Here is a 17,132-nt window from a genome sequence, read left to right on the forward strand (position 1 = left end):
CATCTCAAGTGTTGTAACAAGGAGAATTAATAGAGTGTTAAGATCAGAAAAACTGGAAGTTGTAGAAGAAATAGCAAGTATTTATAAAGATTCACCATCTGTAATCGTTGCTCATTATCACGGATTAACTGTTAGTGAAGTCAATTCACTTAGGGAGTCTCTTAAGTCTAAGGATGCAGGTTTTAAAGTTGTAAAAAATACTTTAGCAAAAATAGCAGCAAATAAAGCAGGTCTTGATGATATCGTAAGCTTATTTTCAGGGCCTACCGCTATTGTTTATTCTAAAGAACCGGTTGAAATGGCAAAATTAGTAGTTAATTTTGCTAAAAGCAATGAAAATCTTAAGATTGTTGGCGGTATAGTCGATAAACAAGTATTAAATGAACATTCAATAAAAGAACTTTCTAAGTTACCTTCATTAAATGAGCTTAGAAGTAAAATTGTTGGGTTATTACAAGCTCCGGCTACTAAGATTGCAGGCGTTTTACAAGCACCGTCTTCAAGCTTAGCCAGGGTAGTACAAGCAAATGCTAGTAAAAATTAATTCAGATAATAATATATAAAAGTAAAAAGGAAAAAATTATGGCAGATTTAGCTAAAATTGAAGAACAATTATCATCTTTAACATTAATGCAAGCAGCTGAGCTTGTAAAAATGTTAGAAGAAAAATGGGGTGTATCTGCAGCAGCACCTGTAGCTGTAGCAGCCGCTGCCGCTCCTGCTGCTGAAGCAGCTGCTGAAAAAACTGATTTTGAAGTAGTTTTAGCTTCTAGTGGTGATAAAAAAGTGGAAGTAATTAAAGTTGTAAAAGAAATTACAGGTCTTGGCTTAATTGAAGCTAAAAAATTAGTTGATGAAGCTCCAAAGCCAATTAAGAGTAATGTGAAAAAAGCAGAAGCAGAAGAAATTAAAAGCAAATTAGAAGCTGCTGGAGCAAAAGTAGAATTAAAGTAATTTTATTTTTATAATAAATTTTTTACGTTAATATAAAATTTAAAATTGCTTATTAGAATTTTTAAAAGCCTTATTTTAGTAGTTAAATTTAAATAAGGCTTTTAGCTATTTTGTTAATGAATTACTTTTTTATAAAGTGATTTGTTAGTAATTTCTAGTAGTTAACGCTAAGTTAAAAATTACCATTAAAAATTTTTATCAAAATTATCTTCATTTAACAAAAATTTTAGTTAATGTAGTTAAGTTATGAAACTGTAAAACCGTATTTACGTTAATAACTTAAACTCTAAGCATTAAAAATTAAAAGTTAATGATGCAGATTTAAGATAAGAATTTAATCTTAAATTCGACTAAAAAGATTAGGACTCTAGTAAGACTTGTCCTTAATTATAAGTGAAGATTTACCGTAAGTTATATTAAAAAGATTTACAGTATAAAAATGATAGCAAAAGCCACCTTAAGCTATTATTTTCCTTGTTTTTTCAGTATTAAGACAAGATTTTATAAAATCTTATCATAATGCTTGCGTTAATAAAGTTTAATAATAAGTCTATTTTAAGTTTCTTTAACTATTAACTTCAATGTTGATAGTTAATTTTTTATCAGTCAGGAGATTATATGGTTTCATTAAGGGATAATATTGAAGTACAACCCTTGTCACATAATAAAAGAGTAAGAAAAAATTTTGGTCATATAAATTTAGTAGCAGATATACCGAATTTAATTGAGATTCAAAAAAATTCATATGAAAAAAATTTTCTACAGCTAGATACAAAAGATTCCGAAAGAAAAAATAAAGGCTTACAATCTATATTAAATTCAATTTTTCCTATCTCTGATCCTTCTAATATTGCTAACTTAGAATTCGTTAAATATGAATTTGATAATCCAAAATATGATGTAGAGGAATGCACTCAAAGAAGCTTAAGTTATGATTCTTCTCTTAAGGTAACCTTAAGGTTAAGTATTTGGGATATAGACGAAGATACTGGTAGCCGAGAGATTAAAGGTATCAAAGAACAACAAGTATATATGGGTAACATCCCATTAATGACTAAAAATGGTACTTTTATCATTAATGGTACAGAAAGAGTAGTTGTATCGCAAATGCATCGCTCACCTGGGGTGTTCTTCTATCATGATGAGGGCAAAGTTCATTCTTCTAGAAAACTTTTATATTCTGCACGTGTTATTCCATATAGAGGATCATGGCTTGATTTAGAGTTTGATACTAAAGATATTATTTATTTTAGAATAGATAGAAAAAGAAAACTTTATGCTACTACTTTGCTTAAAGCAATTGGCATGAGCACAGAGGAAATTATAAAATTTTATTATGATTCAGTAAATTATAAAGTTGTTAAAAATAAGGGATGGGCAGTTAAATTTATGCCTAGCCATATTACTGCACATAGATTAACAAGTGATTTAATAGATGCTGATACAGGAAATGTTTTACTTAAAGCGGGACAAAAAATTACTCCTAGTTTAGCTAAAAAATATGCTGGGGAAGGGCTTAATAATGAAGGGCTTAATAATATTTTAGTATCTCATGAAGCTTTAATTGGTAAATATTTATCTGAGGATTTAAAAGATCCTGAAAACGGTGAAGTATTAGCAAAAATCGGCGAAATGGTTACTGTTGAGTTACTTAGTGTAATTAGTGATCTGAAAATTAAAAATATTAGCGTACTAGTAATTAATCCTCAATCCGGTCCATATATAAGAAATACTTTATTTTCTGATAAAAACCAGGATCGTGAATCAGCATTATTTGATATTTTTAGAGTATTAAGACCTGGCGAACCTGCTAATATTGAAGCTGCTGAAAGTTTATTTTATAATTTATTCTTTGACCCTGAAAGATATGATCTTTCAGAAGTAGGTCGAATAAAAATGAATTCAAGGTTAGAATTAAATATCTCTGATGAAACTACTGTTTTAACTACAGATGATATAAAAAATATACTAAGAGTTTTAGTAGAACTTAAAGATGGCAAAGGGATTATAGACGATATTGATCACTTAGGTAACAGAAGAGTTAGATCGGTTGGTGAATTGATAGAAAATCAATTCAGGATAGGTCTTGTTCGAATGGAAAAGTCAGTGATTGAAAGAATGTCGGCAGGTGATATTGATACAGTAATGCCTCACGATTTAGTGAATTCTAAAATTTTGGTTTCAGTAGTAAAGGAATTTTTCAGTACTTCGCAATTATCTCAATTTATGGATCAAACAAATCCATTATCTGAAATAACTCATAAAAGAAGATTATCAGCATTAGGTCCTGGTGGTCTTAGTCGTGATAGAGCCGGCTTTGAAGTGCGTGATGTGCATCCAACTCACTACGGTCGTATTTGTCCTATTGAAACACCTGAAGGTCAAAATATCGGACTAATTAACTCTATGGCGACTTATGCTAGAATAAATAAGCATGGTTTTATAGAAAGCCCATATAGAAAAGTCAAAGACGGACATGTAACCGATGAAGTAGTATATCTTTCAGCTATTGAAGAAGGGAAGTATAAGATCGGTCAAGCAAATTCTAAGGTTGATAAAGATGGAGTATTGCAGGGCGAATTTATTAATTGCCGAGTTGAAGGTGGCAATTTTGTAATGGTAGAGCCACATGAAGTAGACTTCATTGATGTAACGCCTATGCAGGTTGTATCTGTTGCAGCTTCTCTTATACCGTTCTTAGAAAATGATGATGCTAACCGTGCTTTAATGGGATCAAACATGCAAAGGCAAGCGGTTCCTTTAATTAAAACTGATGCACCTTTTGTGGGTACAGGGGTTGAGGGAGTAGTAGCAAAAGATTCTGGAGCATCTGTGCTTGCATTAAATGATGGTATAGTTGAGCAAGTAGATTCAAATAGAATTGTAATTAGAGCTATTGGTCAAAAAACCGAAAGTGCACCTTCAGTTGATATTTATAACTTATTAAAATTCCAAAAGTCTAACCATAATACTTGTATCAATCAAAAGCCTTTAGTTAAGGTTGGTCATTATGTTAAGAAGAATGATATTATAGCTGATGGGCCTAGTACCGATAATGGTGAAATTGCTTTAGGCAGAAACGTTTTAGTCGCTTTCTTACCTTGGAATGGATACAATTTTGAAGATTCAATTTTAATATCAGAGCGAATAGTAAAAGAAGACGTATTTACTTCTGTCCATATTGAAGAGTTTGAAGTCATAGCAAGAGATACTCGCCTTGGTCCTGAAGAAATTACGCGTGATATACCTAATGTAAGTGAAGAAGCACTTCGTCATCTTGATGAGGTCGGAATAATTTATGTAGGTGCAGAAGTAAAAGCAGGTGATATTTTAGTAGGGAAAGTAACGCCGAAAAGTGAATCACCTATTACTCCTGAGGAAAAATTACTGAGAGCTATTTTTGGAGAAAAAGCTTTTGATGTGAAAGATTCATCGCTGCATGTTCCTTCCGGGGTTAGCGGAACGGTAGTAGAAGTAAGAGTATTCTCTCGTCGAGGTGTTGAAAAAGATCAGCGTGCTATTGCTATTGAAAAACAACAAATTGAGAAATTAGCAAAAGACCGTGATGATGAATTAGAAATTATCGAGCATTTTGTATTTAGTTGGCTTGAGAAGCTTTTAGTAGGACAGATAAGTATTAATAGTCCTAAGACAGTAAAGACTGGGCAAACTATTACAAGCGAAATATTAAAAGGTTTATCTAAAGGACAACTTTGGCAGTTTACTGTTGAAGATGCAAATGTAATGAACGAAATAGAACAGCTCAAAAGTCATTATGATGGTAAGAAAGAAGCTCTTAATAAAAGGTTTGCTACTAAAGTAGAAAAATTACAAAGTGGAGATGATTTACCTCAAGGTGCTTTAAAAGTTGTAAAAGTATTTATTGCAACTAAGCATAAATTACAGCCTGGTGATAAGATGGCGGGAAGACACGGAAATAAAGGGGTTATTTCACGTATTGTGCCAGAAGAGGATATGCCATTCTTAGAGGATGGAACTGTAGTTGATATTGTTCTCAATCCTTTAGGTCTTCCTTCTCGTATGAATATAGGGCAAGTGCTTGAAACTCATCTTGGTTGGGCATCAGTGAATCTAGCAAGAAAAATAGCAGGTTTAGTAGAAGAATATAAAACTAACCATGTAAGTATTGAAAAGATTAAAAAGTTTTTAATCGAGCTATATGGTGAAAATATTAACCATATACTTGAAAAATCTGAAGAGGAAATTATTTCATTCTGTAATGAAGCTGCTAAGGGAGTATATTTTGCAACTCCAGTATTTGATGGTGCAAAGGTTGAAGACGTTAAGGATATGCTAAGGCTTGCAGGTCAAGATCTTTCAGGGCAAGTAAAGCTAATTGATGGTAGAACTGGTGAATATTTTGATCGCTTAGTAACTGTAGGGCAGAAATATTTATTAAAGCTACATCACTTAGTAGATAATAAAATTCACTCTCGTTCTATAGGTCCTTATAGTTTAGTGACTCAGCAACCTCTTGGAGGAAAATCGCATTTTGGTGGTCAGCGTTTTGGGGAAATGGAATGCTGGGCATTACAAGCATATGGGGCTGCTTATACTTTACAAGAAATGTTAACTGTTAAATCAGATGACGTAAATGGTAGAATTAAGATTTATGACTCTATAGTGCGTGGTGAAAATAATTTTGAGTCTGGTATTCCTGAATCATTTAACGTGATGATAAAAGAATTTAGATCTTTATGTCTTAATGTAAAACTTGAAGTGACATCTTAGGATTATTAAATAAAACTATTAAAATTTTCTATTAGGAGGAGCATATAATGCTGCTCTTGAAAGAAAGGAAGTATACTCACACAACAACTCTAATAAAGAAGTATAATGCAGATACTTCAAAATTTGGAAGCAAGTAAGCGGTGAAGTAAGACGTAGAAAACTACGTAAGCAAAAGTGACTCTCGTAATTTAGCATACCAAATCTTGAAGCATCAAAGGTATATAAGAGCAATTTTAAGGAAAAAGTATTTATGAGTGTAGTAAATTTTTACGGACAATTAAGTGATACTCAACAATTTGATCAGATAAGAATTAATATAGCAAGTCCAGAACAAGTACGTTCATGGTCTTTTGGTGAAGTAATAAAACCTGAAACTATTAATTATCGTACTTTTAAGCCTGAGAAAGATGGTTTATTTTGTGCAAGAATTTTTGGTCCAGTAAAAGATTATGAATGTCTTTGCGGCAAGTATAAGCGAATGAAAAACCGCGGTATTACTTGTGAAAAGTGTGGTGTTGAGGTTACTGTTTCTAGAGTAAGACGTGAAAGAATGGGGCATATAGAACTTGCGGCTCCCGTTGCTCATATTTGGTTTCTAAAGTCTCTTCCTTCAAGAATTAGTACGCTTCTTGATATGACGATGCGAGATATAGAAAAAATTCTTTATTTTGAAAATTATGTTGTAGTTGATCCTGGATTATCTATTCTACAAAAAGGCGAGCTTTTAACTGAAGAAGAACTGCAAAAAGCAAAGGATAAATACGGGGAAGATGCATTTACTGCGTCTATTGGTGCAGAAGTAGTACAACAAATGCTAAAAGAGCTTGATTTCCCAACATTAAAGCAAGAGTTATACGAAGAACTACAAAATACGACTTCAGAAGTAAAAAAGAAAAAGTTAGTAAAGCGTTTAAAATTAGTAGAGGACTTTTTAGAATCTGAAAATAAGCCAGAATGGATGATTATGAACGTGTTGCCGGTCATGCCTCCTGAACTTAGACCGCTTGTTATGTTAGATGGCGGAAGATTCGCTACTTCAGATCTTAATGAGCTATATAGAAGAGTAATTAATAGAAATAATCGTTTAAAGAAGCTTATAGAGTCAAAAGCACCTGATATAATTGTTAGAAATGAAAAAAGAATGCTGCAAGAAGCAGTAGATGCGTTATTTGATAACGGACGCCGCGGTAGAGCAGCAAAAAATGCTAATAAGCGTCCGTTTAAGTCCTTAAGTGATATGCTGAAAGGTAAGCAAGGTCGTTTCCGTCAAAACTTACTTGGTAAAAGGGTAGACTACTCAGGACGTTCAGTTATCGTAGTAGGACCTGAGCTTAAACTTCATCAGTGCGGTTTACCTAAGAAAATGGCTCTAGAATTGTTCAAGCCGTTCATTTATTCAAAGCTTGAATTATATGGTATTGCTACAACTATTAAAGCAGCTAAAAGAATGGTTGAGGCTGAAAAGCCTGAAGTTTGGGATGTGCTTGAGGAAGTTATAAGAGAACACCCTGTATTACTTAACAGAGCTCCGACATTGCACCGTTTGGGTATTCAGGCATTTGAGCCGTTATTAATTGAAGGTAAAGCAATACAGCTTCACCCGCTTGTTTGTGCTGCTTTTAATGCGGACTTTGACGGTGATCAAATGGCTGTACATATTCCTTTATCGATTGAAGCCCAGCTTGAAGCTAGGGTACTTATGATGTCTACTAATAATATCTTAAGCCCTGCTAATGGACGTCCTATTATTGTACCAGATAAAGATATAGTACTCGGCTTATATTATTTAACGCTTGCTTTTGATCATGAGGTAGGTGAGGGGATGATGTTCTCAGACCTAACTGAAATGGAGCATGCTCTATATAACAAATTTATAACGATTCATACTAAGATAAAATATCGTCGTAATCAGTTAAATGCTGAGGGCAAAATAGTTCCTGTAATAGTTGATACTACTTATGGAAGATTAATGGTTGGTGAGTTGTTGCATTCTAATCCTAACATAGAATATAAGTTTATTAATAAGCCTTTAACTAAAAAGGATATATCTCTAGTAATAGATTTAGTCTATCGTCACTGCGGTCAAAAAGCTACAGTAATTTTTGCTGATCAGTTGATGAAACTTGGTTTCAAATATTCTTATTCTTCAGGCATTTCTTTTGGTATGGATGATATGGTTGTACCAAAATCTAAAATTGTTCATATCGATGAAACACAGCTTGAGATTAAGAAATTTGAGCAGCAATATTCAAATGGTTTAATTACTTACGGCGAAAAATATAACAAGGTAATTGATGCATGGTCAAGATGTACTGATAGAGTAGCTAATGACATGATGAAAGAAATTGCTAAACCACCTGTTAGTGATGATTCGAATCAACAGAAGATAAACTCTATATATATGATGGCTATTTCAGGTGCTAGAGGATCTTTCCAGCAGATTAAACAGCTTGGTGGTATGCGTGGGCTTATGACTAAATCAAATGGTCAAATTATACCAACACCTATTATCGCTAACTTTAAGGAAGGATTAACAGTATTTGAATGCTTTAACTCTGCTAACGGAATGCGTAAAGGACAAATAGATACAGCTTTAAAAACCGCAAGCTCAGGTTACTTAACAAGAAAATTAGTGGATGTTGCACAAGATTGTATTATTACTGAAAAAGATTGTAACACCGATAAGGGTATTGAAGTAAAGAGTATTATAGAAGGTGGTGAAGTAATAGTGCCTTTAGCTGAAATGATTCTAGGTCGTACGGCGGCTATTAATATATATCATCCGGTAACTAATGATTTAATTCTTACCAAAGGTGAATTAATTAATGAGTCTAAATTAGAGCAAATCGAGTCTGCAGGTTTAGATAGAATTATGATTAAGTCAGTATTAACTTGTGAAAGTTCCACCGGTATATGTGCTATATGTTATGGTAGAGATCTTGCGACTGGTTCGTTAGTTTCTGAAGGGGAAGCTATAGGGGTGATCGCTGCTCAATCTATCGGTGAGCCTGGTACACAGCTTACAATGAGAACTTTCCACATCGGAGGAGCAGCAACGAAAGGAGCAGAAGTATCTTTTGTAGAAGCTTCATATGATGCAAAAGTAAAAATTCTTAGCCGTAACGTGGTTATTAATTCCGAAGAACGCAAAATTGTTATGAGCCGTAACTGTGAGTTATTATTACTTGATAATAACGGCAATGAAAAAGCTCGTAGTAAAATCCCATATGGTGCTAGATTACTTGTTGATGAGGGCGATATGGTTACTAAGACGCAAAAGCTTGCAGAATGGGATCCATATACCATACCTATTATTACTGAAAAATCTGGTAAGGTATTATTCAAAGATATGGTTGAGGGAATTTCAGTTCGTGATGTAACTGATGAAGCAACTGGTATTCCAAGCAAAGTTATCATTGAATCAAAACAGTATTCACGTGGAGCCGAACTAAGACCACGAATCCAGCTTCTTGACGCTAAGGGTGAAATTATCATGTTATCAAATGGTTTAGAAGCAAGATATTATTTACCAGTTGGAGCGGTTTTAAGTGTAGAAGATGGGGTGCAAATATCAGTAGGTGATATAATTGCACGTATTCCTAAAGAGTCAACTACTACTAAGGATATTACTGGTGGTTTACCAAGAGTAGCTGAGCTTTTCGAAGCAAGACGTCCAAAAGATCATGCAGTGATTGCTGAGATAGATGGGAGAGTAGAGTTTGGTAAAGATTATAAGTCTAAGAGACGTATTATTATACATCCAGTTGACGGTTCAATGGGTCTTGAGTATATGGTGCCAAAAGGTAAGTATGTTGTGGTTAATGAGGGAGACTTTGTTAAGAAAGGTGACTTATTAATTGATGGTAATCCAGTACTTCAGGATATTTTAAAAGTGATGGGTGTAGAGCTTCTTGCAAGCTATATTGTTAAAGAGGTTCAGGCTGTTTATCGTCTACAAGGGGTAAAAATTGATGATAAGCACATAGAAGTAATTATTCGTCAGATGTTACAGAAAGTAGAAATAACAGACTCAGGCGGTACTACATTATTAGTAGGTGAGAAGATAGATCGACGTGAATTTGACGAAGTAAATGAAAAAGCAATTAAGAATGGTTTAAGACCTGCTGATGCTCAGTTAATATTACAAGGTATTACTAAATCTTCTCTGCAAACTAGATCATTTATATCTGCTGCATCATTCCAAGAAACTACTAGGGTTTTAACTGAAGCTGCTATTGCTGGTAAGGTTGATAAGCTACGAGGACTGAAAGAGAATGTTATAGTTGGGCGTTTAGTACCTGCAGGAACAGGTTTCTTTATGGATAAAATGCATAAAGTAGCAGCAAAACTTGACGAAGAAAATGCTTAAGGTTAAAAAGCAATCTCATAAGGAAATATATTCCTGAGATTGCTTCGTCAAAATTCAGCTATTAATTAAAAAAAATATAGAGTCTTGTTATACTGACTAAAGATAGTATTATCCGCTTTTTTCTCAACGGATAATACTAAAGTTATTAATTATTTCCCCTTTTCCACACCTGGTTTACAGAATAATTTTCCTAAACATAAAAATGAATATATCCCACAAAAACCAATAATTATATAAAGTAACTTAACAATAATTGGAAATGAACCGAATAAAAGTGTTACTAGGTTAAAATTGAATAATCCAATTAGCCCCCAATTTATAGCACCTATAGAAGATAGTAAATGTATAGTAGTGATAAGTGGATTACTAGAAGTATTTATTAGCATAGTTTGCTCTCCATATTATTGATGTTTAAGTAAATCTAGACTTCAAAACAATTTACCATACAATTATAATTTCCTATTTTTAGATAGATGTCCATTTAAATTTTTATATTTGTAAAATTATTTTACAAGTTATTAATTTTTCTTAAATGTTTGGTATATTACAGGGATAACAAAAATTGTAAATATAGTGCCAATGCTTAAGCCACCAACTATTACAAGACCAATAGAATTACGGGCAGCAGCTCCCGCACCTGTTGCAAAAATTAGTGGTATACTACCTACGACAGCAGCAAGTGTAGTCATTAAAATTGGTCGCAGGCGAAGAGTACAAGCTTCTATTATAGCATTTCTAATATTTGCTCCTTTTTCCCTTAGTTGGTTAGCAAATTCTACTATCATAATAGAGTTCTTAGTGATTAAACCAATTAAAGTAATAAGCCCGATATTGCTATACATATTAAGGCTGTTACCTGAAATCCAAAGAGTAAGCACCCCACCGGTTATTGAAAAAGGTACAGCAAGCAATATTAATAACGCATCAACAAAGCTTTCAAATTGTGCTGCAAGCACCAAATAAATGAATATGAGAGCAAAGCCAAATGTCATAAGCATATTACTATCTGCTTCTTTCATTTGTTTAATTTCTCCGATATATTCGAGTATAGTGTTACTCGAATCAAGTAAGTTAGCTGCTATTTTATTAATTTCGTTAATCGCATCTTCAATTTTGCTATCAGGGCTAAGGTCGGAAGAGATGGTAACAGATTTTGAGTTGTTATAATGGCTATATGATTTTACGGATATTTTTTCTGTGATATTAGCTATTGATTCAAGGGGCAGCATATTATTATTTTTTGTCGGTATCAGAATTTTACTAAAATCACTAATGCTACTGCGGTCTTTTTGATTAAATTGCAGCATCACTTCATACAGATCGTTCCCCATTCTAAAATCACCTACTTGTTGACCTACCAGTAAATACTGCACTGTTTTACCAATATTTGCCATATTCATTCCATATAAATAAGCTTTATCACGATTAATTTCGATAGCAATAGTTGGCATTGCTGATTGTAGGTCCCTATTAACATTAGAAAAAATCGGGTTTGCTTTCATTATATCTATAAATTGCTGCGATATTTTATCTAGATCATCATACTCAAGATTTGTTTGAATAGTAAATTCGATAGGGCTACCTCCGCCACTACTGACCATTGAGCGAGGATCCATAGCAAAAACTTGCATACCTGCTATCTCGGAGAACTGCTTATTTAGCATATTCTTAATTGTTTCTTGCGATCTAGAACGCTGCTTCCAATCTTTTAATGGTACGAAAGAAAAGACATTATCACTACCTCCTGCTCCTATTACCATTAAGTAACCTGCTATATCTTTGTAATTAGCAAGGATTTTCTCGGCTTCTATTACTACTTCAGTAGAATGTTCTAAGCTGGATCCTTCCGGTCCTTTAAAAGATAATTGCAAGAATCCATCATCTTCTTGGGGTATAAAGGTTTTTTGCACAAATTTAAAACTGATGATTAATACCACAAACGACGCAGCAATAATTAAGATAAATTTCTTTTTATTATCAAAAGTTAGATTTAGGTAATGAATATATCTATCCTGTATTAATTGTAAAAGCTCATTGAATTTAACTAAAAACTTAAGAGTCGGAGCGTTATGTTTAGTAATCATACGGCTTGACATCATGGGTGTTAAAGTTAAGGCTACAAATCCTGAAAATAAAACGCAAAACGCTAAAGTCCATGCGAATTCTATGAATAATTTCCCAACAAACCCATCTATAAATCCAACAGGTAAAAATACAGCAGCAAGTGTAATAGTCATTGCAATAATTGCGAACCCTATTTCTTTAGATGCGAGCAATGCCGCTTCCATGGGTTTATGACCCATTTCATTGTATCTAAATATATTTTCAAGCATAACTATTGCATCATCTACCACAAGCCCGATTGCAAGGATCATAGCAAGTAGCGTAAAGATATTGATAGAAAACCCCATAGCATACATTACGCTGAAAGTACCTATTAATGATACAGGAATAGTAACAAATGGAATTAGGGTAATTTTAGCAGAGGCAAGAAATAAATATGTTACTAAAATCACTAATATTAAAGCTTCAAAAATGGTTTGAAATACTGCATAAATTGAATCTCTAACAGGTTTTGCTCCATCATACGCAATATTTAAGCTTATTCCTTTAGGAAGTGACTCTTTTACTTTTTCAATCTCTTTTGTAACATCATTTGATAAATCTATAACATTGGCCTTAGATTCTTTGATAAGCCCAAGAGCAATAGAATTTTTCCCATTATACCTAAATAATACTTCACTATCTGGAGCAGTTAAATATACTTTAGCTATATCTTGTAGTTTGATTATACTATTATCTTGGACTTTTATTATAATATTGCCAAATTCTTCTGGTTTAGATAAAGAACCTTCAAGAGTTACTATAAAATTATTTACTCCAGTTTTAATGTTACCAGCAGGATAATCTTTATTCTGCTCTCTTATGGCAACCTCAATATCTAATAAAGAAATTTTATGTTGATATAATTTTTTAGGATCAGGCTCTATTCTCATTATATATTCATTGCCGCCATAAATTTGTGACTGTCCTACGCTTTCTAGTTTATCTAAAGGAGTTTGCAAATAATCTTCAACAATTTTTGTTAACTCTAAATCATTATATTGTTCACTTTCAACGCTTATAAAAAGACTTGGAAAGCTATCAGCATCAAGCTTTGCAACTGAAGGTGCTTTCATATCCTGTGGAAACATATAAGTTATATCTGATATTTTAGAGCGTACATCGTTTAATGCTACTTCAATATCTGTAGATAATAAGAAAGATAAAGTAATACTACTTTGCCCAGTGATACTTTGCGAGGTTATATAATCTAGGTTTTTAACTGTTTTTAAAGCCTTTTCTATTCGGGTTGTGATTTCTTTTTCCATATATAAAGCATCAGCACCAGCATAAAAAGCATTGACGTTTATAATAGGAATTGAAATATCTGGCGTACCTCTAATTTGTAACTTAGTGAAAAAAATTGTTCCAAGAACTAAAATAACTAAACTTAAAACAGTTGCAAATACTGGACGTTTTATGCAAATTTCAGATAATAACATTTGATTTGATGTTCTCTTTGATATATTTATTGTAAATTTTTACTTGAATTATTTAATTATATCCAGCTTTAAAAGCATAACTGATGTAAAATGGCTACATTTTTTTATCAATTATACAATTATATATATCTTTAAAACTTTATAAATAACGGATATTTGCAGTAAAATAAGAGTTTGTTATAATTAAATAACCTAGTTAAAAAATAAAAAAATATATTGATGTGCATTATTGCTAGTTGTATATGTTGTACTACGACAGTAATGTATTAATCCATTAAATAGAGAGTTGATTTTTTATGAGTACACAACCTAAAAAAATGAATAAGACAGAATTTATTGCTTTTATGACTGAGCATGGTCACCACCATAAACATCAGGGGCATAAATCATTTACAAAAGCTGATGCAGAAAAGGCACTTAATTGGGTGCTTGAATCTATAATTTCTGCTACTAAACATCAACATAGTGTTAATATCACAGGTTTTGGTTCGTTTGGAATACAAAGCAGAAAATCAAGAGAGGGTCGTAATCCAAAAACAGGAGCAAAAATGACCATACCTGCTTATAAGCAACCTGTATTTAAAGCTGGAAGTAAACTTAAAGAAGCTTGTAATAATAAGTAATTTATATTTTTTCCTATAGTACCGCAGTTAAGCCTGAGGTACAGTCGTGGGACTGTTAGCAGTCCTATAGCTTTGGTGGTATAATTATGTTTCAAGGATTATGGCATTAAAAGAAGCCTTAACTATTAGTTTATATGATAATTGAGCATCTAGAGTTTAGTTTAAAACATAAAAAGCTACATAATAGCTGGCTTATTGAAGCAGAAAATATAGAGCAAGCTTTGAAAGATATAGAGAAATTTGTATGTTCAAAGCTTTTAAAAAATAATATTCCTCTCGAAAATAATCCTGACTATCATCTTATTGTTAGGGAAATTTCTGCTACATCTAATGCTAAGAATATTTCTATTGAGCAAATAAGAAAATCACAAGAGTTCTTAAGTAAAACTTCTGCAATTTCAGGTTGTAAGGTTGCCGTAATTTACTCAGCTGATCTTATGAATCTGAATGCTGCAAATTCATGTCTAAAGATTTTAGAAGACACTCCTAAAAATAGTTATATATTTTTGATCACTTCAAGAGCTGCAAGTATAATTTCTACGATCAGATCAAGGTGTTTTAAAATTAGTACTAAATCGTTTGAAAGTCATTCTGAAGAAGAATTATATTCTAAATTTATTCAGCCTATAGCAGATAATGAAAACTTAAATTCTAAATTAGAGTTTATTAAGCAATTTAATGCTAAAGATAGAGAGTTATGGTTAGATTTTACTGATAATATACTCCTATTAATGAATAGAATTCTAAAAAAATCTTCAAATATTGATGTTGAGTTTTCTGATTTAGAAAATAAAATATTTCATGCATTACCGGATCGTAACCTTTCTTATCTAATTCAAAAATTTGCTGACATAAAAAAGCTAATATATAATACAATCGATTATGATTTAGATTTAAAAGCTAGTTATATATTAGTGATGGAAGAGTTTTCTTAAGGTCTTTATTCATCAAATATGGTGTTAATAAGTACAGTACTGCCTATTGTTTCCACATGTTTTTCAAATAATAGAATATTATCTATATTAGTTTCAGTTGAGGCTTTAAAATTATCAGTTTGTAAGATTGATTTGGCACAATTAATAATATCTAGATTATTATTAAGTAATTCGCATATTAATAATACTGTATCCTGAACAGCTAGCTTTGCTATTTGATCGTTTATAGATTTAGGGTGAGATTCAAAATTTATTAGTTTTTTAAATTTTTAATAAGTTTTCTTTACTTAGTTATTTGCAAGTTCTTTAGATTCTTGTTTTTTGGTAATTTCAGCAATTTAATATTTTTGTAAATTTTTATCTTATTATAAGACATTTTGGCATAATATGACTCTAATTTTCAAGGTTTATTTGAAGAATATATTTTTTATCAAAAAACTAACATGTTGTATAAAAGTCACAAATATTATTGTTGCTAAAATATGTTCAGAGAAATATATTAGATTAAAACTTGATTCAAATATGTATTTTTATGTTTAAAACTTTAACGCAAAATTTAACGAAGATTTTTGATCGGCTAGTAAGCTCAGGGCTTTTAACTGAAGAGCAAATAGATGCTGCTTTAAGAGATATAAGAGTTGCTCTTTTAGAATCGGATGTTGCTCTACCTGTAATAAAAAATTTCGTAGCAGAAGTTAAACAAAAAGCCTTAGGGCAAGAAGTTATCAAATCTGTTTCACCTGGGCAGATGATAATTAAAATTATCCATGAAGAGATGATAAATATTTTATCGTCTAATGAAGATGAAATAAAACTAAATTTAAATGCAAAACCGCCAGTAAATCTTTTAATGGTAGGGCTGCAAGGTAGCGGTAAAACTACAGCAAGTGGCAAACTGGCATTGCGTCTTAAAAACCAGAATAAAAAAGTCTTATTAGTTTCTCTTGATACTTATAGACCAGCAGCACAAGAGCAGCTAGAAATACTTGCAAATTCGGTAAAAATTAATTCACTGCCAATTGTTAAAGGTGAGAAGCCTCTTGATATAGTTAAAAGAGCAATGGCTGAGGCTAAATTATCGGCATATGATGTGGTGATTTATGATACTGCCGGAAGAACGCAAATTGATCAAGAAATGATGAATGAGGCGATAGCTATTAAGAAGCTAGTAGAGCCAACCGAAACGTTGTTAGTAATCGACAGCATGACAGGGCAAGATGCGGTAGTTACGGCTAGTAGCTTTAATGAGCAGCTAGAAATTTCAGGATTAATTTTGTCAAGAATTGATGGTGACTCTAAGGGTGGTGCGGCATTAAGTGTAAAATATATTACGCAAAGACCAATTAAGTTTTTAAGCAGTGGCGAGAAACTAACCGATTTAGAAGAGTTCGATGCTAAACGTATAGCGTCTAGAATACTTGATATGGGGGATATTATCTCTTTCGTTGAAAAAGCAGCAAGTATAGTAGATAGAGAACAAGCAGAAAAAACAGCAGCTAAATTAAAAAAAGGTAAGTTTGATTTAAATGATTATTTGCAACAAATGAAAAGTATAAAAAAGATGGGTGGTTTTGGTAGTATACTTAGTATGCTTCCAGGTAGTGGTAAGATTATGGACCAGATAGATCAATCGAAGTTAAATAGTAAAATAATCGAACATCAAGAAGCAATTATTTTATCTATGACTCCGAAAGAAAGAAGAAATCCCGATATTATTAATGCTTCTCGCAGAAAACGTATAGCTTTGGGTGCTGGAACTACAGTGCAGAAAGTAAATATCCTGTTAAAACAATTTAAGCAAATAAGCGATATGATGAAAAAAGCAAGCAACATGAATCCTAAAAACTTGCTTCGTAGTGGACTTGGAAAGTTGTTTTCCTAAAAGCAAACCACCACTTTTAATGTCCCCCTTCGGGGATCAAAAATCCCTCGCCTTTAGGCGAAGGGAAGATAT

At 32.5% G+C, this 17,132-nt stretch carries 9 protein-coding genes; 7 read left to right on the top strand and 2 right to left on the bottom strand.

Annotation, left to right across the window (positions count from 1 at the left end; translation table 11 throughout):
* Positions 1–34 precede the first annotated feature (34 nt).
* The 4 genes from rplJ to rpoC all read left to right on the top strand — a co-directional run bounded on the left by rplJ (position 35) and on the right by rpoC (position 10,075).
* Positions 35–544, top strand: a complete 510-nt coding sequence (rplJ, locus tag BA173_RS05140) for a 50S ribosomal protein L10 (protein WP_016948109.1) — start codon at positions 35–37, stop codon at positions 542–544.
* A gap of 38 nt (positions 545–582) precedes the next feature.
* Positions 583–954: a 50S ribosomal protein L7/L12 gene (gene rplL, locus BA173_RS05145; RefSeq protein ID WP_011477813.1), complete on the top strand. Its 372-nt coding sequence runs from the start codon at positions 583–585 to the stop codon at positions 952–954.
* A gap of 618 nt (positions 955–1,572) precedes the next feature.
* A complete protein-coding gene (gene rpoB / locus BA173_RS05150) occupies positions 1,573–5,706 on the top strand; it encodes a DNA-directed RNA polymerase subunit beta (RefSeq protein WP_068041180.1) in 4,134 nt (1,377 codons plus the stop codon).
* Positions 5,707–5,956: 250 nt separating this feature from the next.
* Positions 5,957–10,075 carry a DNA-directed RNA polymerase subunit beta' gene (gene rpoC / locus BA173_RS05155; protein ID WP_016947642.1) on the top strand — a complete coding sequence of 1,373 codons (4,119 nt, stop codon included), beginning with the start codon at positions 5,957–5,959 and terminating at the stop codon, positions 10,073–10,075.
* A 149-nt stretch (positions 10,076–10,224) separates the two neighbouring features.
* Here rpoC and BA173_RS05160 read toward each other — a convergent pair whose 3' ends face one another.
* Both BA173_RS05160 and BA173_RS05165 read right to left on the bottom strand, forming a co-directional pair.
* Positions 10,225–10,461 (bottom strand): DUF378 domain-containing protein, encoded by a 237-nt coding sequence (locus BA173_RS05160; RefSeq protein ID WP_016947643.1) that lies wholly within the window; start codon positions 10,459–10,461, stop codon positions 10,225–10,227.
* A 132-nt stretch (positions 10,462–10,593) separates the two neighbouring features.
* Positions 10,594–13,620, bottom strand: a complete 3,027-nt coding sequence (locus BA173_RS05165) for an efflux RND transporter permease subunit (RefSeq protein ID WP_016947644.1) — start codon at positions 13,618–13,620, stop codon at positions 10,594–10,596.
* 317 nt (positions 13,621–13,937) lie between these two features.
* Between BA173_RS05165 and BA173_RS05170 the strand changes: the two genes are divergently transcribed.
* From BA173_RS05170 to ffh, 3 genes are all read left to right on the top strand, one after another.
* A complete protein-coding gene (locus BA173_RS05170; protein ID WP_179852190.1) occupies positions 13,938–14,243 on the top strand; it encodes an HU family DNA-binding protein in 306 nt (101 codons plus the stop codon).
* 134 nt (positions 14,244–14,377) lie between these two features.
* Positions 14,378–15,178 carry a DNA polymerase III subunit delta' gene (locus tag BA173_RS05175; RefSeq protein ID WP_068041183.1) on the top strand — a complete coding sequence of 267 codons (801 nt, stop codon included), beginning with the start codon at positions 14,378–14,380 and terminating at the stop codon, positions 15,176–15,178.
* Between the two features lie 532 nt (positions 15,179–15,710).
* Entirely contained in the window at positions 15,711–17,060 is a 1,350-nt protein-coding gene (gene ffh, locus BA173_RS05185; protein WP_016948601.1) for a signal recognition particle protein, read from the top strand.
* The last annotated feature ends 72 nt before the right edge of the window (positions 17,061–17,132 follow it).

Source organism: Rickettsia sp. MEAM1 (Bemisia tabaci), assembly GCF_002285905.1.
In the GTDB taxonomy this organism is placed as follows: Bacteria; Pseudomonadota; Alphaproteobacteria; order Rickettsiales; family Rickettsiaceae; genus Rickettsia.

What these genes read in the sequence shown, in the direction of transcription:
- ffh (WP_016948601.1), top strand. Translation starts at nt 15,711, where the DNA reads ATGTTTAAAACTTTAACGCAAAATTTAACGAAGATTTTTGATCGGCTA.
- rpoB (WP_068041180.1), top strand. Translation starts at nt 1,573, where the DNA reads ATGGTTTCATTAAGGGATAATATTGAAGTACAACCCTTGTCACATAAT.
- BA173_RS05160 (WP_016947643.1), bottom strand. Translation starts at nt 10,461, where the DNA reads ATGCTAATAAATACTTCTAGTAATCCACTTATCACTACTATACATTTA.
- BA173_RS05170 (WP_179852190.1), top strand. Translation starts at nt 13,938, where the DNA reads ATGAATAAGACAGAATTTATTGCTTTTATGACTGAGCATGGTCACCAC.
- rpoC (WP_016947642.1), top strand. Translation starts at nt 5,957, where the DNA reads ATGAGTGTAGTAAATTTTTACGGACAATTAAGTGATACTCAACAATTT.
- rplL (WP_011477813.1), top strand. Translation starts at nt 583, where the DNA reads ATGGCAGATTTAGCTAAAATTGAAGAACAATTATCATCTTTAACATTA.
- BA173_RS05175 (WP_068041183.1), top strand. Translation starts at nt 14,378, where the DNA reads ATGATAATTGAGCATCTAGAGTTTAGTTTAAAACATAAAAAGCTACAT.
- BA173_RS05165 (WP_016947644.1), bottom strand. Translation starts at nt 13,620, where the DNA reads ATGTTATTATCTGAAATTTGCATAAAACGTCCAGTATTTGCAACTGTT.